General features: G+C 43.2%; 22 protein-coding genes. 6 read left to right on the top strand and 16 right to left on the bottom strand.

All coding sequences use genetic code 11. From position 1 onward, the window contains the following. Positions 1 to 46 precede the first annotated feature (46 nt). From arsA (EKN56_RS13110) to EKN56_RS13095, 4 genes are all read left to right on the top strand, one after another. Positions 47 to 1,813, top strand: a complete 1,767-nt coding sequence (gene arsA, locus EKN56_RS13110; RefSeq protein WP_130592188.1) for an arsenical pump-driving ATPase — start codon at positions 47 to 49, stop codon at positions 1,811 to 1,813. A 380-nt stretch (positions 1,814 to 2,193) separates the two neighbouring features. Beyond that, positions 2,194 to 4,746: a molybdopterin-dependent oxidoreductase gene (locus EKN56_RS13105; RefSeq protein WP_130592187.1), complete on the top strand. Its 2,553-nt coding sequence runs from the start codon at positions 2,194 to 2,196 to the stop codon at positions 4,744 to 4,746. A gap of 3 nt (positions 4,747 to 4,749) precedes the next feature. Further along, complete coding sequence (locus tag EKN56_RS13100; protein ID WP_130592186.1) at positions 4,750 to 5,451, top strand: 4Fe-4S dicluster domain-containing protein; 702 nt, start codon at positions 4,750 to 4,752, stop codon at positions 5,449 to 5,451. A 15-nt stretch (positions 5,452 to 5,466) separates the two neighbouring features. Next, positions 5,467 to 6,480 (top strand): polysulfide reductase NrfD family protein, encoded by a 1,014-nt coding sequence (locus tag EKN56_RS13095; protein ID WP_130592185.1) that lies wholly within the window; start codon positions 5,467 to 5,469, stop codon positions 6,478 to 6,480. Between the two features lie 205 nt (positions 6,481 to 6,685). On the opposite strand, the gene EKN56_RS21495 is transcribed toward EKN56_RS13095, so the two are convergent. The 11 genes from EKN56_RS21495 to EKN56_RS13040 form a co-directional block, all read right to left on the bottom strand. Continuing rightward, on the bottom strand, positions 6,686 to 6,907 hold the full coding sequence (locus tag EKN56_RS21495) for a GDCCVxC domain-containing (seleno)protein (protein ID WP_130592184.1): 222 nt from the start codon (positions 6,905 to 6,907) through the stop codon (positions 6,686 to 6,688). Between the two features lie 134 nt (positions 6,908 to 7,041). After that, complete coding sequence (arsC, locus tag EKN56_RS13085) at positions 7,042 to 7,470, bottom strand: glutaredoxin-dependent arsenate reductase (RefSeq protein WP_130592183.1); 429 nt, start codon at positions 7,468 to 7,470, stop codon at positions 7,042 to 7,044. A gap of 71 nt (positions 7,471 to 7,541) precedes the next feature. Continuing rightward, positions 7,542 to 8,831: an arsenic transporter gene (locus EKN56_RS13080; protein ID WP_130592182.1), complete on the bottom strand. Its 1,290-nt coding sequence runs from the start codon at positions 8,829 to 8,831 to the stop codon at positions 7,542 to 7,544. 55 nt (positions 8,832 to 8,886) lie between these two features. Further along, positions 8,887 to 10,635 carry an arsenical pump-driving ATPase gene (gene arsA / locus EKN56_RS13075; protein WP_130592181.1) on the bottom strand — a complete coding sequence of 583 codons (1,749 nt, stop codon included), beginning with the start codon at positions 10,633 to 10,635 and terminating at the stop codon, positions 8,887 to 8,889. Between the two features lie 19 nt (positions 10,636 to 10,654). Beyond that, on the bottom strand, positions 10,655 to 11,017 hold the full coding sequence (gene arsD, locus EKN56_RS13070) for an arsenite efflux transporter metallochaperone ArsD (protein WP_029092875.1): 363 nt from the start codon (positions 11,015 to 11,017) through the stop codon (positions 10,655 to 10,657). Between the two features lie 25 nt (positions 11,018 to 11,042). Then, positions 11,043 to 11,522: an arsenate reductase ArsC gene (locus EKN56_RS13065; protein WP_130592180.1), complete on the bottom strand. Its 480-nt coding sequence runs from the start codon at positions 11,520 to 11,522 to the stop codon at positions 11,043 to 11,045. Positions 11,523 to 11,581: 59 nt separating this feature from the next. Beyond that, on the bottom strand, positions 11,582 to 11,935 hold the full coding sequence (locus EKN56_RS13060; RefSeq protein ID WP_130592179.1) for a metalloregulator ArsR/SmtB family transcription factor: 354 nt from the start codon (positions 11,933 to 11,935) through the stop codon (positions 11,582 to 11,584). A 323-nt stretch (positions 11,936 to 12,258) separates the two neighbouring features. Next, a complete protein-coding gene (locus tag EKN56_RS13055; RefSeq protein ID WP_130592178.1) occupies positions 12,259 to 14,469 on the bottom strand; it encodes a YadA C-terminal domain-containing protein in 2,211 nt (736 codons plus the stop codon). Positions 14,470 to 14,484: 15 nt separating this feature from the next. Further along, on the bottom strand, positions 14,485 to 15,906 hold the full coding sequence (locus tag EKN56_RS13050) for a YadA-like family protein (RefSeq protein WP_130592177.1): 1,422 nt from the start codon (positions 15,904 to 15,906) through the stop codon (positions 14,485 to 14,487). Between the two features lie 198 nt (positions 15,907 to 16,104). Next, the gene (mobH, locus tag EKN56_RS13045; protein WP_130592176.1) at positions 16,105 to 17,877 is read right to left on the bottom strand and encodes a MobH family relaxase; all 1,773 of its coding nucleotides are present in this window, start codon (positions 17,875 to 17,877) and stop codon (positions 16,105 to 16,107) included. Between the two features lie 289 nt (positions 17,878 to 18,166). Beyond that, a complete protein-coding gene (locus EKN56_RS13040; RefSeq protein WP_130592175.1) occupies positions 18,167 to 18,793 on the bottom strand; it encodes a ParA family protein in 627 nt (208 codons plus the stop codon). 895 nt (positions 18,794 to 19,688) lie between these two features. Between EKN56_RS13040 and EKN56_RS13035 the strand changes: the two genes are divergently transcribed. Both EKN56_RS13035 and EKN56_RS13030 read left to right on the top strand, forming a co-directional pair. Further along, the gene (locus EKN56_RS13035) at positions 19,689 to 19,943 is read left to right on the top strand and encodes a helix-turn-helix domain-containing protein (RefSeq protein ID WP_130592174.1); all 255 of its coding nucleotides are present in this window, start codon (positions 19,689 to 19,691) and stop codon (positions 19,941 to 19,943) included. 154 nt (positions 19,944 to 20,097) lie between these two features. Beyond that, the gene (locus EKN56_RS13030) at positions 20,098 to 20,487 is read left to right on the top strand and encodes a DUF3742 family protein (RefSeq protein WP_130592173.1); all 390 of its coding nucleotides are present in this window, start codon (positions 20,098 to 20,100) and stop codon (positions 20,485 to 20,487) included. Between the two features lie 123 nt (positions 20,488 to 20,610). Here the strand turns inward: EKN56_RS13030 and EKN56_RS13025 are convergent, their stop codons facing one another. From EKN56_RS13025 to EKN56_RS13005, 5 genes are all read right to left on the bottom strand, one after another. Further along, positions 20,611 to 20,895, bottom strand: a complete 285-nt coding sequence (locus tag EKN56_RS13025) for a hypothetical protein (RefSeq protein WP_130592172.1) — start codon at positions 20,893 to 20,895, stop codon at positions 20,611 to 20,613. A gap of 96 nt (positions 20,896 to 20,991) precedes the next feature. Then, positions 20,992 to 21,480, bottom strand: a complete 489-nt coding sequence (locus EKN56_RS13020) for a hypothetical protein (protein ID WP_130592171.1) — start codon at positions 21,478 to 21,480, stop codon at positions 20,992 to 20,994. A 354-nt stretch (positions 21,481 to 21,834) separates the two neighbouring features. Next, on the bottom strand, positions 21,835 to 23,337 hold the full coding sequence (locus EKN56_RS13015) for a conjugal transfer protein TraG N-terminal domain-containing protein (protein ID WP_130592170.1): 1,503 nt from the start codon (positions 23,335 to 23,337) through the stop codon (positions 21,835 to 21,837). Next, positions 23,334 to 23,663 carry a hypothetical protein gene (locus EKN56_RS13010; protein ID WP_130592169.1) on the bottom strand — a complete coding sequence of 110 codons (330 nt, stop codon included), beginning with the start codon at positions 23,661 to 23,663 and terminating at the stop codon, positions 23,334 to 23,336. Before EKN56_RS13010 ends, EKN56_RS13015 begins: the two co-directional genes overlap by 4 nt. Next, positions 23,663 to 25,069: an integrating conjugative element protein gene (locus EKN56_RS13005; RefSeq protein ID WP_407656483.1), complete on the bottom strand. Its 1,407-nt coding sequence runs from the start codon at positions 25,067 to 25,069 to the stop codon at positions 23,663 to 23,665. The genes EKN56_RS13010 and EKN56_RS13005 overlap by 1 nt, the downstream gene beginning before the upstream one ends.

The raw sequence follows: 25,069 nt of genomic DNA, 5'->3' as shown, positions 1-25,069 counted from the left end.
CCATGATTAACTTTAATTAATAGATAAGAATTGATAGGTAAAGAATATGACACCACTATTTTTGCAAAACATGCCGCCATTTATCTTTTTCACCGGTAAAGGTGGCGTAGGTAAAACCTCTTTAGCCTGTGCGACAGCGGTAGCACTAGCAGATCAAGGAAAGCGTATTTTATTAGTAAGTACCGATCCAGCATCAAACGTCGGGCAGGTATTTGATCAAACGATAGGACATCAGATTGTTGAGATTGAAAAGGTCAATAATCTATCCGCAATGGAAGTCGACCCAATGGTTGCTGCTCAAGCGTATCGTAACCGAGTGTTAGATCCCGTACGGGATGTGATGCCTGCTGATGTGCTCAGCAGTATCGAAGAACAATTATCGGGTTCATGTACGACTGAAATTGCTGCATTTGATGAGTTTACTGATTTACTGACGAATACTGATTTACGTGAGCGTTTTGATCATATTGTTTTTGATACGGCACCTACTGGACATACTATTCGGATGTTGGAGTTACCGGGAGCCTGGTCAGGGTATCTAGATGCGAATCCAGATGCCGCAGCTAATTTGGGGCCTCTAATTGGGCTTGAGAAGAATCAAACTCAATATTCAGATGCCGTCGCGGCATTGTCCAATCCGGAACAAACTCGCTTGGTATTGGTGGCTAGAGCCCAATCTTCTACGTTAAAAGAGGTCTCTCATACCTATGAGGAGCTTTATAATATTGGTATTCAACAACAGCATTTGGCGATTAATGGCGTTCTTCCACCAGAAGCGGCAGAGAATGACGCGTTGGCTCAAAGTATTGTTGAGCGAGAGGCTCGTGCACTAAATGAAATGCCTGAGAATTTGGCTAATTTACCCCGAACTCAGCTGGCTTTAAAACCGTTTAACTTAATGGGCGTTGAATCTTTGCGTGCACTGTTTTCACCGGTCACTGAGAACTCCCTTGAAACTAACCGGGCAACTTTTGAGGATATTGCTTTTCCACCTCTTGAAACATTGGTCTCTGATCTGAGTAAACAAGGTCATGGATTAGTGATGATGATGGGAAAAGGCGGAGTAGGTAAGACCACCGTCGCTGCATCCGTTGCCGTTGCACTGGCAGGACGTGGCCATAAAGTCCATTTGACTACCTCTGATCCGGCCGCTCATCTTTCTTATACGCTGGATGGCTCATTGGATAACCTGACGGTCAGTCGTATTGATCCAAAAGCGGAGACAGAGAGATACCGTCAGTTTGTCTTGGATAATCAAGGTAAAGGACTTGATGCTGAGGGATTAGCCGTATTGGAGGAAGATTTACGTTCACCTTGTACCGAAGAGATCGCGGTATTTCAGGCGTTCTCGCGAATTATTAAAGAAGCTGACCATCAATTTGTTGTTATGGATACGGCTCCGACGGGTCATACGCTACTGTTACTCGACGCTACAGGTGCCTATCATAGAGAAATGGTACGTCAGATGGGACAAGGGGGGGAAGATGTTTTAACGCCAATGAGGCAGCTACAGGACCCTCAAAAAACGAAGGTTATGATAGTTACGTTGGCTGAAACAACACCGGTATTGGAAGCCGCTAATCTACAAGAGGATTTGCGCCGGGCAAATATTGAACCTTGGGCATGGGTGATAAATGGCAGCTTGGCTGCCGCTGCTCCAAGTTCACCTTTTCTTATTACCCGGGCGAACCGTGAGCTACCACTGATTAGGGATGTGGAAACACGTTATGCAAATCAAGTTGCGGTTATTTCTCAGCAGGCAATAGAGCCTGTAGGCGTAGAGCAACTGAGTAAACTGGCCAATAATCTCTAATTCCACTATAAATACAAACATGGCGTATCAATCAGATATGCCATGTTTGTATTGTCATTTCTTTCTCACCTTGATGTAACTAATTCGTATTACACATTCGATAACTCGGATGTATCTTTTCATTTTTGGTAAGTGATTTGTGATGCTTGTCAAAGTTAAAGAAAATTTATGAATTGATAATAATTAATATAAATCAATTTGTTATTTAAATTCTCCCTCTCATTAATAAATATACATTTCGGTAAGTTGATTTGTGTCACTAATGCGTTAACTTAAATTGATATATTCGATTTTGAAGATCTATTGATTTGCTAAAATAAAAAATACATATAAATCAATTTAATAAAATTTAAGCATTTGAAATGTGAGGTATGTTTAATATGTCATCATGCTATTTCGGTGGAGTAAGCCGGAGGACTTTTTTATTGGGTACAGCAGGGGTAACCGCGCTGTCACAATTCCCATTAAGTCCTCTAGCCCAAGCAATGTCAGAAGACCGCCTACTTTCAGCTAAACCAGGAACGGGGAAATGGATTGCCACTACTTGCAATGGTTGTACTTCATTTTGTGCAAAACAAATTTATGTCCAAGATGGTCGCGCATTACATATTCGGGGAAACGAATTCTCAAAAGTACATGGAAAGGCCAGTTGTCCAAGGCAGTACCTCTCACTACAGGAGCTCTATGATCCCGATCGCGTAAAAACCCCTCTGTTAAGAATGAATCCGAAAAAAGGCCAAGGTATTGATCCCGTATTCAAACCAATTAGTTGGGAAGAAGCCATAAGCCTGTTTGCCGATAAAATTATGGCACTGAGGGAAAAAAATGAAACGCATAAATATGTGGCACTGAGAGGTCGATATTCATTTTTAAGCGATATTCTAATTAAAAACTTTACGACAGTCCTCGGTTCTCCTAATGCGATTACACATAGTTCATTGTGTGCAGAAGCAGATAAATTTGGTTCTTATTACACAGAAGGAGGGTGGGAGTATAGGCAATATGATATTAAAAATACTCGCTATGTTCTGTCGTTTGGCGTGGACCCTTTAAGTGCGAACAGACAAGTCTCTTATTATTGTAGCGAGTGGGGAAACATGCTGGATCATGCACAGGTGGCAATTGTCGATCCTCGATTTTCATCATCAGCTTCGAAAGCTGATGAATGGTTACCCATTATTCCAGGGCAAGATAGCGCACTTGCACTAAGTCTTGCTCATCAAATATTAGTTAATGATGGTTGGCATAAAGCATTTGTGGGTCAATTCATTGATGGTGTAAATCGCTTTCAGTCAGGAGAAGTTGTCGATCCTCTGGCCTTCAACGAACTACATACCTATGGGCTTGTTGAGTGGTGGAACTTAGAATTAAAAGATCGCACCCCTGAATGGGCGGAAACCGTTTGTGGGATTTCAGCTGAACAAATTAAACGTATTGCACAGAAACTTATTGCAGCGGCTCCTAAAGTTCAAATCTGGCGTTCCAGAGGCGCACAGATGCAGCATCGTGGGGCTTATACAACGATTGCCTGTCATGCATTAAATGGGCTATTAGGTGCGGTGGATAATGAAGGCGGCGTTATTCAATATAATAGTTCTCGTGAAGACTCTGTTCCTTCTGCCAAAGAATTTGTCGATGATTTGGCGAAAAAAGGTCTAAAACAAGAACGTATTGATCGGGTTGGTCGGCTGGAGTGGCCTGCACTCAAAAGTGGCAAAAGCGGAGGGGGTGTTTTAACTAACGTTGTTGCCGATAGCATATTGAGTGCTGATCCTTACAAACCTGAAATTGTTTTAGGCTATCTAAACAACTTCACCTTTTCAGCACCAGGAACTCAGCGTTGGGAAGACGCATTAAAATCTGTTCCTTTTGTTGTTCATGTGACGACTAATATTAGTGAATTTAGTTGGTTTTCTGACCTTATTCTGCCTGGTTCACATTTCATGTATGAGAAATGGGGTGTTCAGGGATCGTGTGGAAATATGCATTCACAGGTTTCAATTATTCAGCCCATTATTAAAAGGCTTGGCGATACTGTTGATGACGAGTCCGGTATTCCTTGGTTGCTGGCGAAGGAATTGGATAAGCGAGGATTTTCAAATCCACTGGCTTACTTGAAATCAATTAGAGATCCCGAAACGCAAAAAGAGCCAATAACAGGTGACGAACTTGGACTATATGCCGCAAAGGTTGTAACACAACCATTGTGGGATCCTGCAAAGTATGTTGATGGCGATAAATTCTCAGGATGGGATGAATTCCTTCAAAAAGGAGTGTGGAACTCTGAACCTTATCAGTTCCGTCAGCTTTGGGGAAAAATGAAAACAAAAACAGGGCGGTTTGAGTTTTATAGTGAAACATTGAAATCAGCGTTGAGTAAGCATGCAGAGAAACATAATACAGATGTCGATGAAGTCATGCGGATTTGTAATTATCAGGCTCAGGGCGAAATGGCTTTTATTCCTCATTATGAACAGCCTTACCGTTTCGGTGAGCCAGCAGAATATCCTATGTTATTTATCGACCATAAATCTCGTTTAAATAGAGAAGGGCGATCGGCCAATAACCAGTGGTATCAAAACAATCTCGATATAGATCCTGGGGCCGTAAAGCATCAGGATGTCGTTAAGATTAATCCGATTGATGCACAACAGTTAGGGTTAAAGAATGGCGACCGTGTGAAGATCACATCAATACAGGGCGAAATAGCCTGTCAGGTTTCAATATTTGAAGGCGTGAGGCCGGGAACTGTTGCGAAGGCATTTGGTCAGGGGCATTGGGCCTATGGCAAAGTGGCTTCAAAGGTTTTTGGTCAAGAAGCTTTAGGGGGGAATAACAATACAATTTTACCTCCCGCCCATGAACACTTATCTGGCGCTGCTGCATTCTACGGGCAGATAGGCGTTCGTATTGAAAAAATGATTGAGGGCTGATAAATGCGCTACGGTATGGTTATCGACTTACAGAAATGTGTAGGCTGCACGGGATGCGTATTTGCCTGTAAAGCAGAAAATAATACAACGCCGGAAATTAACTGGTGTGACAAAATCATTAATACATCAGGAACGTTCCCTGACATTTCTTTTGAATACATTTCGACAATGTGCAACCACTGCGATGATGCTCCCTGTGTGAGTGGCTGCCCCACTCAGGCGATGCATAAATCAGAGGGCGGATTGACATTACATGATCCCAATAAATGTATTGGTTGCAAAGCCTGTATGGTTAATTGTCCCTATGGTGTTATTAGTTTTAACTGGAATACACCTCATAAAGAATGGAAAGCAACTGAAGGTGTCACCATTTTAGGAACTTATACGCCAGCAGGAATGTTACAAGCTTCTAGAGGAGAGGGTAGTCCTCATAGTAATCCAGAAAGAGCAACAACGTATCCAGTCGTGCGTCAGCGTGGCACCGTTGAAAAATGTACGTTTTGCGATCATAGATTGAAAGTGGGTTTACAACCAGCTTGTGTTGACGCTTGTCCATCTCAGGCGCGAATTGTCGGCGATCTTGACGATCCCAATAGTGGGGTTTCACGCTTAATCCAGCGTTATAACGGGAAAACACTTCGGCCGGAGTTAGGTACTGGCGCGAAGGTTTTCTATATTCGTCAATATACGCCTTCAGGCCGGTGATTAAGGAGCTATAACATGCAAACTAAAACCTTGTATCATCCCGTGAATTTATTGGCAATTGTTGGCGTTGCCGCGGGTGGATATGTCGCCATTGATGAATGGTTCTTTCAGTCCTCTTTTCGGACTAATGACGGCATCGTATGGACCCTGCCACTAATCAGCTATATTTTCCTAGCGCTAATGAGTACCGGAGTATCCATACTTTTAGCCGCTGGCAAAATTGGCAGGATAGAGATATTAGAGAAAAATACAAAGCATTTGTTATGCCTTGCTATTGGTGCTTTGTTAGGGGCTTTTGCTGCATTATCAACGGAGATGGGTTCTTCATTAAACATCTACTGGCTCATTTTTAGCCCTAATCTCACGTCGCCTATCTGGTGGATGGGAACGTTGTACTTTATTGAACTCATCTTGCTTGCCGTGAAGTTTTTTGAGCTTTACACCAATAAGCATGTTGTTAATGAACGAGTACTGGCGTGGTTAACAGCGATAGTTGCCATCTCCGCTGCTTTGGTATTAGGCAGCGTATTTGGGACAGTTATTGGCCGGGTGAGCTATGTTGGTCTGAGTGCATCCGTGTTCACTTTACTTGCAGCGTTGGCGAGTGGGATAGCTTTGGTAACTATGCTATCAGCTCAGGCTGTGCGCCAGTTTATCATGCCTTATTTCCGCCTCGCTCTTGCCATATTGCTTGTGTTCCTGATTGCCGGGTTTATTTATCAAATCAGAAGCACGGTTGATAATGAAGTCATTACGGTATCGGCGATTTCGTTAATTTTATTAGTCGCCGCTATCTTCCTCGCTTCTCATACATCGGTAATGAGTGCTGTCCTGGCTTTAGCTGGCATTCTGTATGCTGAATACAAGTTTGTTATTGGTGGGCAACTCTTTACGCTAGGGCCGAAAGCGACATGGTTTGGTGTAGAACAGAACTACCTTCCTAATATCTATGAGTATGGCGTACTGATTTTAGGAATAGCGTTTGCCTGGCTAGCTTATTCTGTACTCTATAGAGTGCTCAATAAATAATAATAGGCAACATAAAAAAGAGGGGTAGATTATTATCCCTCTTTTTGTTTATACACTGAATAAAACTTATTTAGTTATCCGCTTGCCCTCAGCGTCAATCACCTGCCCTCTATCCCTTTTTGTGAGTGCACCTTATGTGGAATGAGTAAGATATCTAAAACGACCTTCAACGGTTGACAAAATTTGGTGACTAATTCGAAGACGGCTAACAACATTTACGTTGCAACTGAATTGGTGGGCATGGCATTGAACCAAATGAACAGTAGACGCAACAGTCACCCTGTTTAGGACGTAATAATGTTTTGCAATTCTCACATTCGTAATAGAATTGACAAGCATCAGTAGGCATTGTTTCCTGTTTACTAAAACCACAATGAGGGCAAGTGAGTATTGATTCTAAAATGACTGTTGTCGGTAATTTGGACATGCTATTGCTCCCTTTTATGTGAGGGTAAACTCAGGATGAGTTTACAAGCAAGATTTATGATTGGCTAAAGACTTTCTTGTTTTATTAGGAAGAGGGTTAATCCTCTTCCTAATGTGGATATTAAAAATTAAATTCTATTTAATCAATCGCTTACCTTTAGCGTCAATCACTTGCTCACCATCCTCTTTCGCGAATTCACCTTTTTGTGGCGTGGGTAAAATATCCAAAACCACTTCCGAAGGGCGACACAGTTTGGTGCCTAATTCTGTCACCACAATCGGCCGGTTAATCAGAATAGGATATTCCAACATAAAATCGATTAACTGATCGTTACTCCATTGGGTTTCATCCAGCTTGAGAGTTTCATAGGGTTCAACATTCTTTCGAAGTAATGCGCGTGCAGTAATACCCATATCAACAATCAGTTTTATTAGCTCTGCACGGCTTGGTGGGGTCTCTAAATAATGAATCACTGTGGGCTCAATACCACTGTTGCGGATCAGTTCAAGCGTATTGCGGGACGTGCCACAAGCCGGATTATGATAAATAGTTACGGAATGCATGTTTACCTCTTATTTCTTAATAATAGTAAAAAAGCGACAGAGTTATCTCTGTCGCATAATTTAACTTATGTCTATATGGTTAATGATAAACGTAAGGCGAGTGCCACTAGCGTGACAAACAGTACCGGGAGCGTCATCACGATCCCGACCTTGAAGTAATAGCCCCAGGTAATGGTCAAATTTTTCTGCGACAGTACATGCAGCCATAGTAAGGTGGCGAGACTGCCAATTGGCGTGATTTTAGGACCGAGATCACTGCCAATTACATTGGCGTAAACCATCGCTTCTTTAATGAGTCCCGTCGCGTCACTGCCCTCAATAGACAGTGCGCCGACAAGCACCGTCGGCATATTGTTCATGATGGATGACAGAATAGCGGTTAAGAAGCCTGTGCCGAGAGTGGCAGCCCATAATCCCTGTTCAGCCAGATAATTCAGAATTTGAGAAATGTAGTGAGTCAATCCTGCATTGCGTAAACCATAAACGACTAAATACATGCCGAGTGAGAAAATCACGATTTGCCATGGAGCACCACGAATGACTTTCTTGGTATCGATAACGCTGCCTCTCTTGGCCACGATATACAGAATGATGGCACCTACGGCCGCAACCAAACTCACGGGGACGCCAAGATGATTAAGTCCAAAAAAGCCAACCAGAAGGAGTACTAGAACAATCCATCCGGCTTTAAAGGTTGATAAGTCACGGATAGCCTCTTTTGGTGATTTCAACAATCCGATATCGTAGGTTTGCGGAATGTCTTTGCGAAAGAACAGATGAAGCATGACCAGAGTTGCACAAATAGCGGCAATATCGACAGGGATCATGATGGCAGCATAATCGGTAAAGCTAATGTTGAAGAAATCTGCTGAAACGATATTGACAAGGTTAGAGACAACCAAAGGCAAACTTGCGGTATCTGCAATAAATCCGGCAGCCATAACGAATGCCAGCGTTGCACCTCGACTGAAGCCTAACGCAAGTAACATGGCCATAACTATCGGCGTCAAAATGAGTGCAGCACCATCATTGGCAAACAGGGCGGCCACGGCAGCACCGAGTAAGACGATGTAAGTAAACAGCTTACGCCCGTTCCCCCCTCCCCAACGAGCAACGTGTAGCGCAGCCCATTCAAAGAAGCCCGATTCATCCAATAACAGACTGATAATAATTACCGCGACAAAGGCCGCAGTAGCATTCCAGACTATCTGCCAGACAACAGGAATATCACCAAGATGAACAACACCAAACAGCAGAGCTAAAACGGCACCAAAGCATGCACTCCAGCCAATGCCTAGCCCTTTAGGTTGCCAGATAACCAAAATAATGGTCAGAACAAAAATAGCACCGGCCAACCACATAGAAACCTCCGTTTAGGCAGACGCTATAACGTCTGCCAATTATTTGTTATTAAATTTACTCTGCCAGTTTGTTTAAGCGTTCAATCCCGACAGGCTCTTCTTCCTGCAAGGGAATTAATGCTAGTCGGGTGGCGTACTTTTCTTTAACCAGATTGATCTGCTTGATTTCTTGCACTGCGCGGTGACGTAACAGAGGCGAAGTTGTGCCGGTAGCGGCACGACTGTTATTAATCAACCATGCCCAAGGTTCAATGCCAGCACGACGCAAATCTTCCTGCAAATTACCGGCCTCTAATACAGGAGTAGTCTCCGGCAGCGTCACGAGCAGTATCTTGGTTCGCTGAGGATCTTGCAGCTGCATCATGGGGGTAACATAGTGGCCATTGCTGCCCATTTTTTGGGCGATTTCACGATGGTAAGCGCCCGTAGCATCTAACAGCAGTAAAGTATGGCCAGTTGGGGCCGTATCCATAATGACAAAGCGTTTACCGGCATCGCGAATAACACGGGAAAATGCCTGAAATACGGCAATTTCTTCAGTACAAGGCGAGCGAAGATCTTCTTCTAGCAGTGCTCGACCTTGAGCATCCAAATCTTTCCCTTTGCTTTCCAGAACGCTTTGACGATAACGTTCGGTTTCCGCTTCGGGATCGATACGGCTGACTTCAAGGTGAGGTAATTTACCGTGCAGAGTATTTTCCAAATGTGCAGCCGGATCGGAGGTGGTTAAATGAACATCCAGTCCTTTTTCAGCTAATTTTACCGCCACTGCTGCTGCTAATGTTGTTTTGCCGACACCGCCTTTCCCCATCAACATCACTAAGCCGTGCTTATCTTTTGCGATTTGCTCAACCAGTACCGATAGTGGATCGATTGGCGGTATTGTCAGGTCGTGATGTTCTTCATTGTCGAGTTGCACATTGGTTTTAAATAAATTACGCAGCGCATCAATACCCACCAGATTGACGGGTTGAAGAATAATGCGATCCTGAGGGAGTGAGGCCACAGCGGAAGGGATGTTTGCCAAGGCCAACTGCTCGCGCTGGTAAACGGCCTGAGCCAGTTTATCATTATGTATAGCGGCTTCAGGCAAAATACCATTAATCACTAAATATTGATTTTTGATACCAAGCTGAGAGAGTTCGCCATAGGTTCTGGCTACCTCGGTTAGTGTCGATTTTTGCGCACGGGCAACTAATATCAATCGGGTTTTATTGGCATTGCCTAACTCAGCAACCGCTTGTGCGTAGCGTTCACGCTGTTTTGCTAATCCTGATAGGGGGCCTAGACAGGATGAACCTTCAGGATTTTCCTCAATAAAACTGCTCCAGGCACCGGGTAACTGCAACAGCCGGATCGTGTGGCCGGTGGGAGCAGTATCAAAAATAATATGGTCGAAATCGGCTAACAAGCAGGCATCCGTGAGTAAGTCGGTAAACTCATCAAATGCGGCAATTTCAGTCGTACAGGCTCCCGAAAGCTGTTCTTCAATCCCACGGACAACGTCATCCGGTAAAATACCCCTGACGGGATCAACAATACGTTCACGATAGACTTGTGCGGCGGCCTGTGGATCGATTTCTAATGCTGACAGGCCTGATACTGATTCTATCTTGGTAATATGATTACCAATCGTTTGATTGAAGACTTGGCCGACGTTGGAGGCTGGGTCGGTGCTGACTAACAGAACGCGTTTACCCTCATCGGCTAAGGAAATTGCCGTTGAACAGGATATGGATGTTTTTCCTACGCCGCCTTTACCAGTAAAAAACAGGAAAGGAGGCACATTTTGTAAAAATTTCATGGCTGTACTCCTTATGTTTTTAACAGCAGGAATCATTTCCGTTGCAGCAGGCCTGAATAGACTTAATTTTTGGTGCTAAAGATAAATCACACCAACGGGCCATATCTTCTCGGGTCGGATAACGACCAGCCATTACAAAAGCGCCGTCTACCAGAATGAGGGGGAGACCTTCCGCTCCTGAGTTCTGAAGAAAGTTTTTAACCAATTCATTTTCAACAAACGCCATCGGTTGTTGAGCAAGGTTGAAACGCGTTAACGTGACGCCTTGCTGCTTAACCCAATCGGCATCGGCAGAAAAATTGACTAATGATTGATCGACGTCGGTTCCACACACGCCGGTACTACAACATAGAGCCGGATCGTAAACGGTAATCGTTTTCATAATAAGTTCCTTATAAATTAAATGATTAAATAGTCAGTGTTCCGATATGATCTAATTCAACCTGTAGTTGTATTGGATCACCTTTTAATTCAGCCAAAGGTAGAGCAAGCAGAGCCTGTATCCTGATTTTCAAAATGTTGTAGGTTGTCTCAAAGGCTCGGTCGATTTCCGCGTCACTGCCCGTCGCTTTATCTGGATCGTCAACCCCCCAGTGAGCCCGAATGGCAGGAGCTAGATAAGCAGGGCACACTTCGCCAGCGGCGTTGCCGCATACCGTAATAACAATATCGGGTGTGTAAGGAAGAGAGTCCCATGACTTGCTAGAGTATCCTTCGGTTGAAATTCCTTTGCGTGATAGCAAGGCTAACGAACGAGGATGTATAAAACCTTTGGGCTGGCTCCCTGCGCTGATGGCGTGGTGTTCTGGAGAGGCTAAGGTATTAAAGATTGCCTCGGCGATAATGGATCGACATGAGTTACCGGTACATAAAAATAGAATATTCATCGTATAATGCCTTTTTCATATATGAAAATTCGAATATATCAAGATAAATTTTTTTTTTTTTACAGACAAGCGGCGCTATTCGTTGTTGAACCCGACGCGTTCTTTAAACGTTTAGAGAGTGTTTTTATATTGAGTTCTTGGCTTTGGTATGCTTGTTCAATGATCGCACCCGCCCACATAGGCATATTATGCGACAAGCGATAGTGAATCCATTTACCCGCACGGCGATCGAGAAGAATGCCGTTCTCCCTTAGCATGGCAAGATGACGTGATATCTTGGGCTGGGGTAAGTCCAGTGTTTCACACAGCTCACAAACACACAGCTCTGTCGCTTCTTTGAGAAGCAGAACAATGGTCAAGCGGGTCTCATCAGAGAGACATTTAAAGAGTTGTAACGGTGTTAACTGGCTCATCACAAATACCTTCTATTTAGTTATCGTAATCATACGACGTTTTTCATTGCTGTCAATGATCAAATTCGTTTTTTCAAATGTGTTTTTAATAAAGGCTTTCAATTACTTTGTTGATTTTATAGGTTTTTATTTTATTTTAAATAAATGCTTTTTCTCTAGATTGTGGATTTTCTACAATCTAGCTCTTGGAATATAGCCCTACCTATATGAGAAATGACATTTTTATTCTTCATATTTAAAGGGATCTTACTTTAACTCTCTAGGAGTTAACTTGATTTAAGTACCACTTGCCATTACCTGCGAGTGGCACTAAGGGTTACAATCTACCAACCGATTGATATTCCGCTATTTATCCCCATTCCATTCTGAGTGTCGTGTGTGATGTTCATGCCTATAACAACATTGTTCCTAACATTAACGTTAGTGCCGACGGCCGCGGCGCGTTCACCCCGGAATGTTCCAGCACCTAGTCCAAATGATGTCTTATATCCAAATTTTGTTGGGATTGAAGTTGCTGCAATAGTTGAGGCTATGCCTGCATTCAAACGTTTATCATTGCGTTTAATTGAGTCGTCTAAACGATGTAATTGGTTATCAGCGTATTGTTGCAGCTCATTCCTAAATTCGGTATTAACCGTATTTATACGGTTATCGGTGTATGAGGTACCTCTGTCTATGATGTTATGCAATGTAGCGTCGGTATAGTGATTAGCATTGACAAGCGTTGTGTCCAGTTGGGCGTCTGTATACTGTTCAGTGACGTTTTTAACGTTATACAAGGTACGATCCGTATAATCATTGGCATCAATTTGGGTCTTGTCCAACTGGATATTGGTGTATTGTTCAACGACGTTCTTGACGTTGTTTAAAGTGCTATCCGTGTAATCATTGGCATTAACTAAGGTTTTGTCTAGTTGGGCATTGGTATAGTGTTCAGCGACGATCTTAACGTTGCTTAAGGTATTGTCGGTATAATGGTTGGCATCAACCAGAGTTCTGTCTAGTAGGGTATTGGTGTACTGCTCAGAAACATTCTTGACGTTGTTTAAGGTACTATCCGTGTAGTGATTAGCATCAGTCAACGTTCTGTCTAACTGGATATTGGTGTATTGCTCAGCGATGTCTTTAACGTGGTTTAAACTAGTGTTCGAATAATGATTGGCATCAGTCAGTGTCCGGTCCAATAGGTTATTCGTGTACTCCTTAGAGATATTTCTAACGTTGTTTAAGCTGGTGTCCGAATAATGATTAGCATCAACTAATGCGCTATTCAGTTGGGCGTTGGTGTACTGTTCAGAAATGTTTTTAACATTGATAAATGAATCACTAAGCTGAGCTATATTAATGGCATCATGATCCTCAATTCCATCTTTGACAGCCGTAATGACGCGGTCGCCGATGTTAAATTCATCGGCTTTCTCGGCATGAGAACCAGAGCCCAATGCAACACCGCCATTACTGGCATTTGAATTGTGCCCCAAACTAATCGAATGGCTACCATTGGCGGTTCCGCCAATATTAGTCAGGTTGTTACCTGAAGTGCCGGAACCATTGATTGAAATCGAGTCAGATAATGAACTCCCTGTTGCGGAGCTGGATGTGTTTCCTCCCATGACAATACTGTTTTTTATGTCGGTGATATTATTTCCGACACCGGCGTTACCACTGCCGTACAAAATGGTATCATTCAGATTATTAAAGGAATTGCCTAAATTCACCCCATTAACAACATTATTATTACCATTTTTAATGGTGTTGTTATTACCTGTAACGACAGAGTTAATTGAGTTATTTACCGTATTATTATCACCTTTTACATTGACGCTGTTAGTATTCGAGAGCTCATTATTACTCCCCGTTACTCTAAACCCATCACTATTAACAATGTTGTTATAATGCCCATTATCAATCCGGCCATTATTTGCCGACGTTAGGATGTTTTCATGCCCCAGAACAACATTATTACTTGATGTGTCAAAATGATTGTTATTACCATTTTGTTGTGCCAGGAAGTTATTATTGCTGTTGTTAAATGTATTGCCGTCAGTAACGCTATAGTTATCATTGGAGTTTTCGAGTTTATTGCCGCTTCCAAATATTCTATTTTTATCTGCGTCAGTTAGGATATTACCGGTGCCACCAGTAATATTATTATTAGAATTGGTTAACTGTTGATTGCGCCCTCCGACATCGTTGCCATGACTATTAACTAAAGTACTACCATAGTCCCTCATTTTTAATATCCCATCTCTGGGGTCAATGAAGTAGGTGTATTCTTCACTCCCGACTTTATTGTTATGGGAATTAATCAGCGTCTGATCTTTACCCCAAACACTGTTGTTATTTGAATTATTGAGACTGTGGTTTTGACCGACTAATTCATTATTATCTGAACCATTAGTTATCGTCATTCCCCAACTCGTCACATTTTGACCGGAGCCCTCAACATTGTTCCAATCATGGATATTGTTAGCTGATAGAACAGGAAAGCTTGAGAGTGACACAATACAAAGTGCAGTTTTAATCAGTTTCATAGCAATTTCCTGTGATTAGTTTGCACCGAATGCAAGACCGGCACCGAACCCAACGCCACTTTTTGTATCAATGGAAACATTAATTCGAGAAACCAAGCGTGAGTTAACGTTCCAGTCCGTGCCGAATGCTAATGCCTGCTGAGAGCGGTAATTAGAAATAGCCATGCCAAATGATTTTTCAAAACCGTATTTTTGTGGAATAGAACTCATCGCCATTGCACCGGCAATCCCGGCGTTGCCTCGTTCATAGTTACGATTGATTTTTTTATCTAACTGATTGGCTTTATTATCAAAGTATGACTTTCCCTCACTGAGGGAGTGATTAAATGATTCGGTGATGCGATTATCCGTATAGGTATTAACTTCATTGACTGATGCTTCGACTTTGCTGTCTGTATAGGTATTGGCATTAACTAATGTTTCTGAGGATTTGTCGTCGGTATAGGATTTAGATTCGTTCAGTGTTGTCATGGCTTTGCTGTCTGTATAGGTATTGGCATTGACCAGAGTTTCAGAGGCTTTATCGTCGGTATAGGTTTTGGACTCGTTGAGTGTTGCTGTGGCTTTGCTGTCCGTGTAGGTATTGGCATTGACCAGAGTTTCAGAGGCCCTATCGTCGGTATAGGATTTAGATTCGTTCAACGTTGCCGTAGCTTTGCTATCCGTGTAGGTATTGGCATTGACCAGAGTCTCAGCGGCTTTATCGTCGGTATAGGTTTTGGACTCGTTGAGTGTTGCGGCAGCTTTGCTGTCCGTATAGGTATTAGCATTGACCAGAGTCTCGGATGATTTATCGTCGGTGTAGGTTTTGGACTCGTTGAGCGTTACGGCAGCTTTGCTATCCGTATAGGTATTGGCATTGACTAATGTTTCTGAGGATTTGTCGTCGGTATAGGTTTTGGTCTCGTTGAGCGTTGCAGTAACTTTGCTATCCGTGTAGGTATTGGCATTGACCAGCGTTTTAGCGGCTTTATCATCAGTATAGATTTTGGACTCATTCAGTACGGTATCAGCCGTAGTCTTAAGTTGCCCCACGTTTGCTGCATCACTTTGGTTTACACCGTCTTTGACGCCAGTAATTTGTCGGTTACCGATATTCATCTCATCGGCAGAACTGGCTACGCTACCTGAACCGATCGCTATCCCGCCATTTGATGAATGGCCACCTCCAATTGATACGCCATCACCATTCTCAACGCTGCCACCGTTACCGATGATAACGCCATTTTCTGAGCCAGATAGCTTACTGTTATTGCCGAGAATGATGCCGTTTGAACTGGAACCGGCGTCATTGTTATTACCAACAACAGATGCATTGCTCGAAACACCACTATTACCATTACCGATATTGCTGGCAGCATTAGCGGTAGGGAGGACTAAGTAGGTTGATAGGGTGATGGTGATTAGGTAAATTTTTAAGTGGGAATGTATTTTCATTATGGTTACTCCGGCTTGGTCTACGAAATGAAACGTAGCTCGGTAATTGAGCGACCGGGGTAATGTTGAAGGTGAAAAAGGAGCAGGGCATTAATCAACTGAAAATGCGAAAAAAAGGTTAATTTGGGCGACTAATAATGGCAGGTGTGACCGTTTTTAAATAACGATGTAAAACGATATCTTCTGCCATATAACACACTATGTCTCGATAAGTGTCAGGTAGGGATTGCTGTCTGGAATGATACTTTCTTCGCCAAATAATAGGGTCGGAGTTTCTAAAATATACCCCTTAATTTTTCTAGTCTTGCGTGGTCCCTGAACTTCACATGTCCAGATATTGATTCCATCTTTACCACGGCGATGAATTTTTTGCTTTTGAAAGACCTTTTGTACCTCTCGCCATTCCTCTCCGGTTGACCCGATTGTCTCTTTGACAAAGAGTTTAAAAATCTCGGGAGACACGAGAAATATTGAACCATTTACCACATGTATTTTTGCCTGAACATCGTTTATCTGTAGGTGTTTGGTCATTATTCCCTGTTTCAACCAGTTCAAAAACGCTAGATCAGCAATAGATGAGGTTGGCTTTTCTTGAGGGCGCTCTGATATTGGCGCTTGTTGAATAAAAGAAGATGGCTGTGGCGGCACATCAACTCGATCTGGCTGTATACGTTCTGGCATAAAAGGGACAATCGCTGGTGGATCTTCAGGTGAAGAGAATAATGACAAAGTCAGTTCTTCCAGATTCACTTCTGGCGGATGGTTGTCACTGTTATTAGGCGATGGGTTATCTAGCGGTGGAATGGAGTTAACTACGGCCACTGGGGTTACCGTTCCGTCAAATAGCGGCGGCCGATTTTCGACTTGTTCCCATATCAATGATGGCGATACACGAAGTAAGGTGAGGTCGACGCCAGGGCTCCAACCACTCGATGATTTTACGGTACAATTCCAAATGGCTTTTCCTTCATTTGATAAAACGATGCCATGATCCTGCATCTCATCAAACAAACGAGAGTTACTGTCTGGAACGCCGGTAATTCCATGTTGCAACAACCATGCACGGGTTTTGTCTGACGCTGTTTTACTGACTAACCACAACGCTTCTTCCGTAAGCCAACCATCAGAGCCAAATTTTGTATTATTAAGTTTTAACGTGTTTTGTACCAATTCACGTAATGCCGCAATAATTTGTTTAGGCAACGTTGACTGCGGCCGAGCGAGGGCTTTTGATGCATCGCCGCCCATATTCTGGGCAACGGAGGCCTGGTCCGCTTTTTGTATCAGTTCACCAATGATCCCGGCACTTTCATAATGGCCTGCGATGGAATACAGCAAAGATGAAAACAGTTGTTGATACTCAGAGAGCCAGTTGAGAGCCGCTTGAGGCAGTATATGTGTACACAGAATAGCGCCAGCGGCGGGATGCAGGCGATAGTCACGCTGCGGATTATATTGCAACCGATAGGGTTCTGTTAGTGGACCATGCCATGGATGCCAGCGTGCTCCTGATTCAGTCATCACGGTCATATCAACCAAAGGTTTACCGATATCATGTAATAACGCGGCATAGACAATAGCGGCCGTCCAGACTTCAGCTTCTTTTGTTTGATCTTCAGGTGGACAGCCGGGTGGTAAGAGATGCGTTTGTCTCATTTTCGCAGCAAAGCAAACCACCTCTAAAGTATGGTCTAACATACCGCCTAGATGGGCGTGATGATGAGATTCTGAGGCAGGTAAGCGTTGAACCAATGCCGCATATTTCTGAATCGGATTCAAATAAAGCTCGGTGAACAGGGGCTTGGAGAGTGATGTTCTGTGCCAGATGAGCTGAATAAGCTGCTGGCGCAATGGTGTCGATAACAGGTTATCGGCGGTGTCGGGGAGTAACCAGCCGTCTTCCGGCATGCCGATATCAAGCGTTGAGGTCGGCTTCGTTGGCACTTTGCTGCGGGTTAACCATTTAAACATAGTGTTCTCCTTATCATGACATCATGACATCATGCTTTCATGACTTAATTGTTAACCTTCCTATAGAGACGATAACCATCGAGTAATAACTCGGTCATCGATTTATCAATCTCTGTCGCATAGGTTTTGATCTCTCGATGAAGAAGAGGATCAATTTTTAGTTGAATAGGTTTTAGGACACCTGCATTAAATCTGGAATTAGTCACCTCAATGGTGGCCGTTGTTGAAGAAGGCGGTATTATTTTAGGTGGCTTTACCATGAGTACAATTCTCCATAAGAATAATGCTTTCATGAATTAATGAGGCTGGCGATCTCATCAATAATGGAACATGCGGCGGTGTTAAGCGTAGGATAGTGAGTTTCAGTAATGGATTTACCTGCATCAAGAGCCTGACTATAGCCCGGCATAAAACGGATAAAGTGATAAGCACACTGAAATCCCCAGGCGGAAATGGTGCGTTGAGCGGCCTGTCCTTCGGCAATACTCGGAGCTTTACAGACAACAAACAGAATTTTATGCAGAGGGATTTGCCGTTTCTGTAAAAATTCTCTGCCTAATAACAGAGAAGGTTCTAAATCATCGAGAGAGGTGCCGGTGGCAATAACGATCAGGTCTGATGCTTCAGCAATATCGACCGATGAAATATCAGCGAAAGGACGAGTATCAATAAGAAGTAGCTGATTTAAAGCGGCAGCTTTTAGTGCAACATTATGACGACGATAGACTGCCGTTTCGATAGAGGGGGTAAGGCTCGCTAAATCTCGCCGTTCTGCCCATTTACTGCTGGTTTGTTGCTGAGTATCTAGATCGGCTAAGTGAACTTGCCAACCGGCTTTAGCAAACTCGGTTGCGGTTGCTCTTGCTAGTGTAGACCGGCTTACGCCACCTTTCTGACTAATAAAGCTAATAATCATAGGCTCCTCGATACTGATTTCATTAATTAATGATGTGAGGAGTGTGGTTCTATGTGACTATGTTTACCGCAAGAAACTGAATTGTCAGTGAAGAGAGTTATTAATGAATTAATGCTTTCATGATACTCGCATTTATATGAGGTGATAGATCCGAGCGATGCCAGCCAATTCAGCCTTTTGGCCTTTTCGGGTAGGGCTCTTACCTTTATAAATATTACCCTTCAGGCCATTTAACCTTTTATCAGTTGAGCCATTTAAGTCTCGAGTTTACCATTTGATTAAGCGTTTTTACGACACGTCGAAAGGCAATAGAGTCTTGAAATACATCGTGAATAATGATGAGCAGATAACGAGAAACATTATGAAAGTGTTGATCTCCATATTTGAGCTCTAATTCTGAATCGATGGCATCAAATATCGTATCAAGCGCTGAAATAATATTGCTCGCTAGTCGGAACTCATTCTCGGGTAGATTTAGTTCTGGCAGCGATTTTAGGTAGATTCCAAATTCTGTCATAACCGTTATATATTTACCGAACCATTTATTATTCAGGAGGCAGGAAAGGTGATATTGCAACGCCCATCTCTCTTAAATCATCCATAACGAGAGTGTTAATCCATATTTTTTATATGAAACTTTTGTCACAATACCACCAAGTTTATTTCTGGAACATTTCTCTGGTTTTTCTCTTTTGTTTCCCTGATGTTAGCGAATCGATTGTAGGAAATATTGGACAATTTAACAACAAAAAAATGAAGTTAAACTTTATATTTGTCGGTGTACTGGCGTTAACTGCTGGATAGTTAAGCGCATTTTCGAAGTTTAACTTCAAAAAATAAAAATGAGAATCGAAGAAAATCTTCATTTTAGTGGCTAATGAGGGTTCAGGTTCCCATGTTATCGACTCGGTTAAAAGCAATACGCAAACTGCGTCAACTATCTCAGGAGCAACTTGCTCATCTCGTGGGTATAGAGGAAGCATCAGCTAGCACAAGGATCAGCCAATATGAGCGAGGTGTCCATGAGCCTCCTTATAAACTGATGATTAAAATTGCAAAAGTACTCGATGTCCCCGTCGCCTATTTTTATGCAGACAATGATGAGTTGGCTGAAATTATTCTTAAATATCACTCTGAGAAAAAGCGCTGATTCGCCGGTAGCCATTGACACCATACAGACTCGGTTGAGAATTTAATGGCATCCATTGCTAAAATGTTTCTGAAGGGATAGGGTGAGCTAATGGTTGAATAATAGCCATACTTCATTATGATGAATCATCGCTTCAGAGTGCAATGGAGGATTAATGAAATCATGTATGCATGAAGGAAATACTCCTCATAATAGCCTCGGTTACAAAGCGGGGCGCTTAGCCGTTAGAATGCGTAATCGAGTCGCTGAATGGAACACTAGATTAGCGCATTTGGCTCATAAAAGAGGTTTACCCTTATGGGTGGCTAAACTGCCGTTTATTGTCTTTATCATGGCAGTGATTGGATTATTCGCTGCAAGCCTATTCCTGCTGGCCTCCGTTTTGCTCATCTTAGCGATCATAGGATTCTCACTTATTGCCATAGCTAAGGGGATGGAGTCAGATGATATTGTTGAGTTAGATAGTCAGGTTCTTGAAGGTTATTGCGACGGACCTGATGGCGTGGGGGAATATGCAGGTGGTGAGCGTATTGATAAAGATTAATGGGTAACATAATGTTTACTGGCTCATATTTAATTTGATACGTTTGCTACTCTGGATGTAATCAGCTCCGACAGTCGACTAAGAGCGAATAGCCGACTGCACTTGGAGCTAAAGAGCGACTTGTTAGATGCGCATAAACCAATAAGGAACCTTAGCGCCTTCTTCTCTTAAATTTTCACAACAAAAGCCGATGAACTCGCATGCTGCTTCATGAGCAGTTAGATTATCGGGGATTTTCTCAGCTGCATAAAATGCATCATCCATATTTATAAGCGTTCCTGTTGCAGAAAATATATGGCGTTTATCTTTCGCATCACTATTTAGGGATAAATTGATTGCATTTGTAATAAGTGCAGTTTGAACTTCAGTGATAAACTGAAACTTCTTCCAGTTAAGCTCTTGATTCATTGATGATCTCCAATATTAATTTTAACGCACGCATCGCATGCCAACTCTGCGGCGCGCATTAGCGCGTCCGCCCTAGGGATATACTGCTTTTGATTGTTATGTGTTTTTTGTCTGATTCAGAAGTTGGCTATAACCAAGCTCCATTTTTTCTATAAAACTCTCTCTAATCGTAGGGAAGCCATACACAAGGAGCTCTTTTTCTTGAATTTTAAATAACTTGTAGAGATGGCTTTCTTTCTTATTTGAAACATGTACAGAAGTAAATGGCCTATTTCGTACAATTTCTTTGTTTAGCTCTCTGGCACTAATAATGTTGTATTGGTCTCCAGTTATATCAATGACAATTTCACCTATTTCTAGCCAATAGTGAGTTATTTCATTATTTTTTCCTGTAGCAGCCATAACACCTTTTAACTCAAGTTGTGGCCATAATTTCAGAAAATGGTAGGCAAGAAGCATTGAAGAAAGTTTACAGCTCATAACCGGAAAACAATCTATTACAAGCTTGGTTTTCGATTTATCACAATTTTCAAGCAATTCCCGAAACTTTAATGCTTCTTCTTTTATTTCATTGAATGTTGCCATAAATTTTAAACCCTTAGCTGTACATCACGCTTGTATCAGGAGCGCCCCTTACCTGTATATAAAACAATTTTATAAAAGGCACTGTACACGCAAGGTAAATATTTTTCTGCCTCCTTTTATAATTCCCAGTCAAATTGGTGGTTATATAATTATATTTCAAATGGTTGTATTTAAATAACCTAAATGTAATCGGACAAAACTCATAAAGCAAACAGCCTGATGGTCGCTTGGCCGATCAAACGATAGAGCGTTGATAATTTGATTACGCCAAAATCGCTTGGCAATCATACAGTCTGTATCTGTTGGTAATCACACTAATACACATTATGATTACCTCGTATGGTGTTTGAGCCCCTATTTTTTGAAGGAACTCCCCGCTTTTAGCATTACATCACCTCCTTTTCCTCCCGCTGCTCTGGCGTCTTGCGTTCCCGCTCTGGCTGCATTCTCTAATGCCCCTCCGACCCGAACGCCAGCCCAGCCTAAGGCGCTCATCCAAAATGCGGGTAACACCAGAAACATTGTCCCCATAACGAAGTTAATGATTAGGTCGTCCTGTGAGTTCTGTATCCCGGCTAAATTCCAACTGCTGTGAGTATCGCTATCATACAGAGCACCTAGCAGCCAGCTATCTAACCATCTGGCCAGATCCCACCAAAACGTCAGAAAAATGAGAGCAAACTGTGCGAACGTTACGGTGACTACCGTTTTAATATCATAGGCTGAAAAAACGATGATGAGCGGAATACAGATAATCAGCGCCATTAACAATATGGCTTGAACCATTGGCAACGCCTGTCGCATGCTGTCAAACGCGGGAAATGCGGCAATGCCAGCGAAGGCTTGACCGACCGTTGCAGCGGTACGGCTAGCGGCGTTCGCTAACGTACCGTCGATATTGCCGCCAAAACCGGGATAAACCCGCCCATCTTGCGAAACTTGCATATTTCTTGGGCTGACCAGAGAGCGTAAAACGGCTTCTTCATATTCAGCTTTAGATTGCCCCAGCTTTTTTAACTGCTGCCAGACCGACGGTTGAACCAGTTTTAGTGTCCTATCTTTAATGCCGGTTGTGCTGTCTGACCACCATTGTTTACAGCTTGGATAACCTCCGGTACCGGCATCAAAAAGTCCGGCATCCCGGCTGGTATTGTAGGGCCAAGCGCTGCGGGGAGATCGGGCCCGGTCGGTATCATAATAACCCGGTGTATTCATAAAAAATTGTGACCCGATCCATGACACATCAGTACTTTCCGCTGATTTTAGATTCGATTCACGCATCTTCAATCTCGCTAAGGAAGGTGCATAACATTCCTGAACAAAATCTTGTAGCTCTTGAGCTAGGGTAGGATCGCTGATGCGCGTATGCTGAACTTCAAAGCGGATTTGGCGTAAGTCAGGCTGACAGGGGAGCGTCGAACTGGCTGCGTTAGTGACGCCTTTCGACAGTGAATGAACCAGATACCACCACACCGGGACGGCGGCTGTTTTCCCGCCAATCTCACTGGTTAGCGAGCTATAGCCTGATTCTGATGGTTGCGCTACCGTATAGCCGCACTGTTTTGAGCGGCTGATATCATATTGAATGGTGTTTAAATCAACAGTGATCAGCGGTACGCAGGTAAACATAATGACGATCATCGCCATATATGCCACGTTTTCAAACCAGGTTAGTGCTAGTCCGCCCTGATCGCCTTCATCTGCCCCTTGTCCTCTAGCTTTAAGCCAGACGCCAATCAATTTGGCCAGTAGAGGAAAAGCGAAAATGCCGGTTGATGTAATGATGCTCCAAATACCGTTATTAACGGACCAGCCGAGTAATGTCAGAAAATACTCCAGATAGCTATGGGTTATCATGCAGCTACCCCCGTATTCACATAATTAGTGTATTCGCACAGAACGGCGAGAATAGCGAAACAGACAATAATCTTTGTGAACGTATTACTACGCTCTGGATTGTTTTTGGTTAGCACCAGACGGACTTTATACAGTAACCAAACAATCGCCAAATACAGGACTAGTCTCCAGACTAACAGTGGAAGCAGGACGCTATTTAACTGAGTCATAATATTATTAGTATCAGCACTAAATCGTAGACTTAGCCAACCTATCAGTACCATGGCCATAATGATGCCAATGCTTATCGTGATAAATTTTCCTATTCGTCTGATGTTTGGGATCATTATGGTTCCCCTACATGAGTACTATTCAATTTATTCACTCGGCTATCAACATCATCACTACTTTCAACGGCACGGCCCTGTAACGTATCGCGTAGGGTCTTGCGGTTGAGAATGGTGGTCGCAGCGTTATCTGCCAGTGATTTCCTCATATCCATCTCTAATTTGAGCTGGGTGAGTTCCTGATCGAGGATCTGGGAGGAGCGTCCCAGTGCATCTTGGGCTTCTTTTTCATTGGCGATATTTGGTTCTCGCATACCGGCAAGCATGGCTCTACGCGCTAATAGCGCTTGCTCTGTTACCTCAGCAATAGCCATTTCACCCGACAGGCGTTGAACCAGTACTGCTGCATCTGGGTCATCTTGTAGTGCCTCGACCACGCCTCGAGTGAGCATGAGATTCCCACCACTGGCTTTTGCTAAATTCTCTGAGGTTGGCTTGATTTTACCGTTGACCAAATCGGCCATCACTTCAATGATGCGATCTTGTTCTTCCTGAATTAGCGGGTTTAGGCCGACGCCAGCCTGAGCGCCGCTCTTGTTACTGTTGTTACTCCCTTGATCGTTAGTCGGTGCAACGTTAATGGTCTGTTCTCCAACGACTCGAGTCATCCATTTAGCAGCGTCTTCCGGTTTAGTCCATGTTTTACACAATTGCCCCTTACAATCGGACTTATTCACCGTGGACGTGGAATTCGGTTCGCGGCCATTCAGGATATTGAATCCAGCAACCGTGGTGTCGCGGATAAGTTTTATCGGAGCCTGATTTTTGCCGCCGCGCTGTTGGCCGCCAACCCATCTTTTCCCTTTTTCGGCTGCTTCTTTACTGGCCTGCTGATTAGCTCTGACCGCATCTGTTTCTCCTGAGACAATGGTTTGATAGTTTTCTGCTTTAGCGCCTTGAACCCAGGCAGAGCCATACGCGTAATCAGCCATTTTTTCAGCCATGTTTTCGCAGCTTAGTTTCGCTTTATCAAAATCTAACCGACCTTGTAAGACACCATTGGTTAACAGGTCATAAAGCTGTGGATTGGCTCGCTGAATAATCATCGCTGGAAGGCTTGCTACGGCACCGGTCGCATTACTGATGACATCACCCATCAAGTCTTTAAACCCGTCAGTAACACCATTAAGTTGATTTTTAACGGTGGTATTAATATCAAAATTGCCGCACATTAGGTCTGCGTTCCATCCAATCCCCACCGTCAAGGGATTGGTTGAACGCCGTGTTAAAGAAGGAGAAATCGCTGAGCCACCGCCAATCTGATAGTAAACATTGTCAGCAATGGCCCCGTGATTATCGAAACCATACTCATTAGCAGCGCAGGTACTTATGGAGATCGATAAAAGAGCCATTAAGATGCTGGTGCTCAGGACATTTCTTGCTGGAAAGTTGACGTATTTCATCAT

The organism is Limnobaculum zhutongyuii (assembly GCF_004295645.1).
Taxonomy (GTDB): Bacteria; Pseudomonadota; Gammaproteobacteria; order Enterobacterales; family Enterobacteriaceae; genus Limnobaculum; species Limnobaculum zhutongyuii.
The sequence above is the reverse complement of the archived record's forward strand: the minus strand, read 5'-3'. Positions and strand labels throughout refer to the sequence as shown.

Bases quoted from the DNA above. Each gene is read 5' to 3' on its own strand.
- arsA (WP_130592188.1), top strand. From the start codon at position 47: ATGACACCACTATTTTTGCAAAACATGCCGCCATTTATCTTTTTCACC.
- EKN56_RS13105 (WP_130592187.1), top strand. From the start codon at position 2,194: ATGTCATCATGCTATTTCGGTGGAGTAAGCCGGAGGACTTTTTTATTG.
- EKN56_RS13100 (WP_130592186.1), top strand. From the start codon at position 4,750: ATGCGCTACGGTATGGTTATCGACTTACAGAAATGTGTAGGCTGCACG.
- EKN56_RS13095 (WP_130592185.1), top strand. From the start codon at position 5,467: ATGCAAACTAAAACCTTGTATCATCCCGTGAATTTATTGGCAATTGTT.
- EKN56_RS21495 (WP_130592184.1), bottom strand. From the start codon at position 6,907: ATGTCCAAATTACCGACAACAGTCATTTTAGAATCAATACTCACTTGC.
- arsC (WP_130592183.1), bottom strand. From the start codon at position 7,470: ATGCATTCCGTAACTATTTATCATAATCCGGCTTGTGGCACGTCCCGC.
- EKN56_RS13080 (WP_130592182.1), bottom strand. From the start codon at position 8,831: ATGTGGTTGGCCGGTGCTATTTTTGTTCTGACCATTATTTTGGTTATC.
- arsA (WP_130592181.1), bottom strand. From the start codon at position 10,635: ATGAAATTTTTACAAAATGTGCCTCCTTTCCTGTTTTTTACTGGTAAA.
- arsD (WP_029092875.1), bottom strand. From the start codon at position 11,017: ATGAAAACGATTACCGTTTACGATCCGGCTCTATGTTGTAGTACCGGC.
- EKN56_RS13065 (WP_130592180.1), bottom strand. From the start codon at position 11,522: ATGAATATTCTATTTTTATGTACCGGTAACTCATGTCGATCCATTATC.
- EKN56_RS13060 (WP_130592179.1), bottom strand. From the start codon at position 11,935: ATGAGCCAGTTAACACCGTTACAACTCTTTAAATGTCTCTCTGATGAG.
- EKN56_RS13055 (WP_130592178.1), bottom strand. From the start codon at position 14,469: ATGAAACTGATTAAAACTGCACTTTGTATTGTGTCACTCTCAAGCTTT.
- EKN56_RS13050 (WP_130592177.1), bottom strand. From the start codon at position 15,906: ATGAAAATACATTCCCACTTAAAAATTTACCTAATCACCATCACCCTA.
- mobH (WP_130592176.1), bottom strand. From the start codon at position 17,877: ATGTTTAAATGGTTAACCCGCAGCAAAGTGCCAACGAAGCCGACCTCA.
- EKN56_RS13040 (WP_130592175.1), bottom strand. From the start codon at position 18,793: ATGATTATTAGCTTTATTAGTCAGAAAGGTGGCGTAAGCCGGTCTACA.
- EKN56_RS13035 (WP_130592174.1), top strand. From the start codon at position 19,689: ATGTTATCGACTCGGTTAAAAGCAATACGCAAACTGCGTCAACTATCT.
- EKN56_RS13030 (WP_130592173.1), top strand. From the start codon at position 20,098: ATGAAATCATGTATGCATGAAGGAAATACTCCTCATAATAGCCTCGGT.
- EKN56_RS13025 (WP_130592172.1), bottom strand. From the start codon at position 20,895: ATGAATCAAGAGCTTAACTGGAAGAAGTTTCAGTTTATCACTGAAGTT.
- EKN56_RS13020 (WP_130592171.1), bottom strand. From the start codon at position 21,480: ATGGCAACATTCAATGAAATAAAAGAAGAAGCATTAAAGTTTCGGGAA.
- EKN56_RS13015 (WP_130592170.1), bottom strand. From the start codon at position 23,337: ATGATAACCCATAGCTATCTGGAGTATTTTCTGACATTACTCGGCTGG.
- EKN56_RS13010 (WP_130592169.1), bottom strand. From the start codon at position 23,663: ATGATCCCAAACATCAGACGAATAGGAAAATTTATCACGATAAGCATT.
- EKN56_RS13005 (WP_407656483.1), bottom strand. From the start codon at position 25,069: ATGATGAAATACGTCAACTTTCCAGCAAGAAATGTCCTGAGCACCAGC.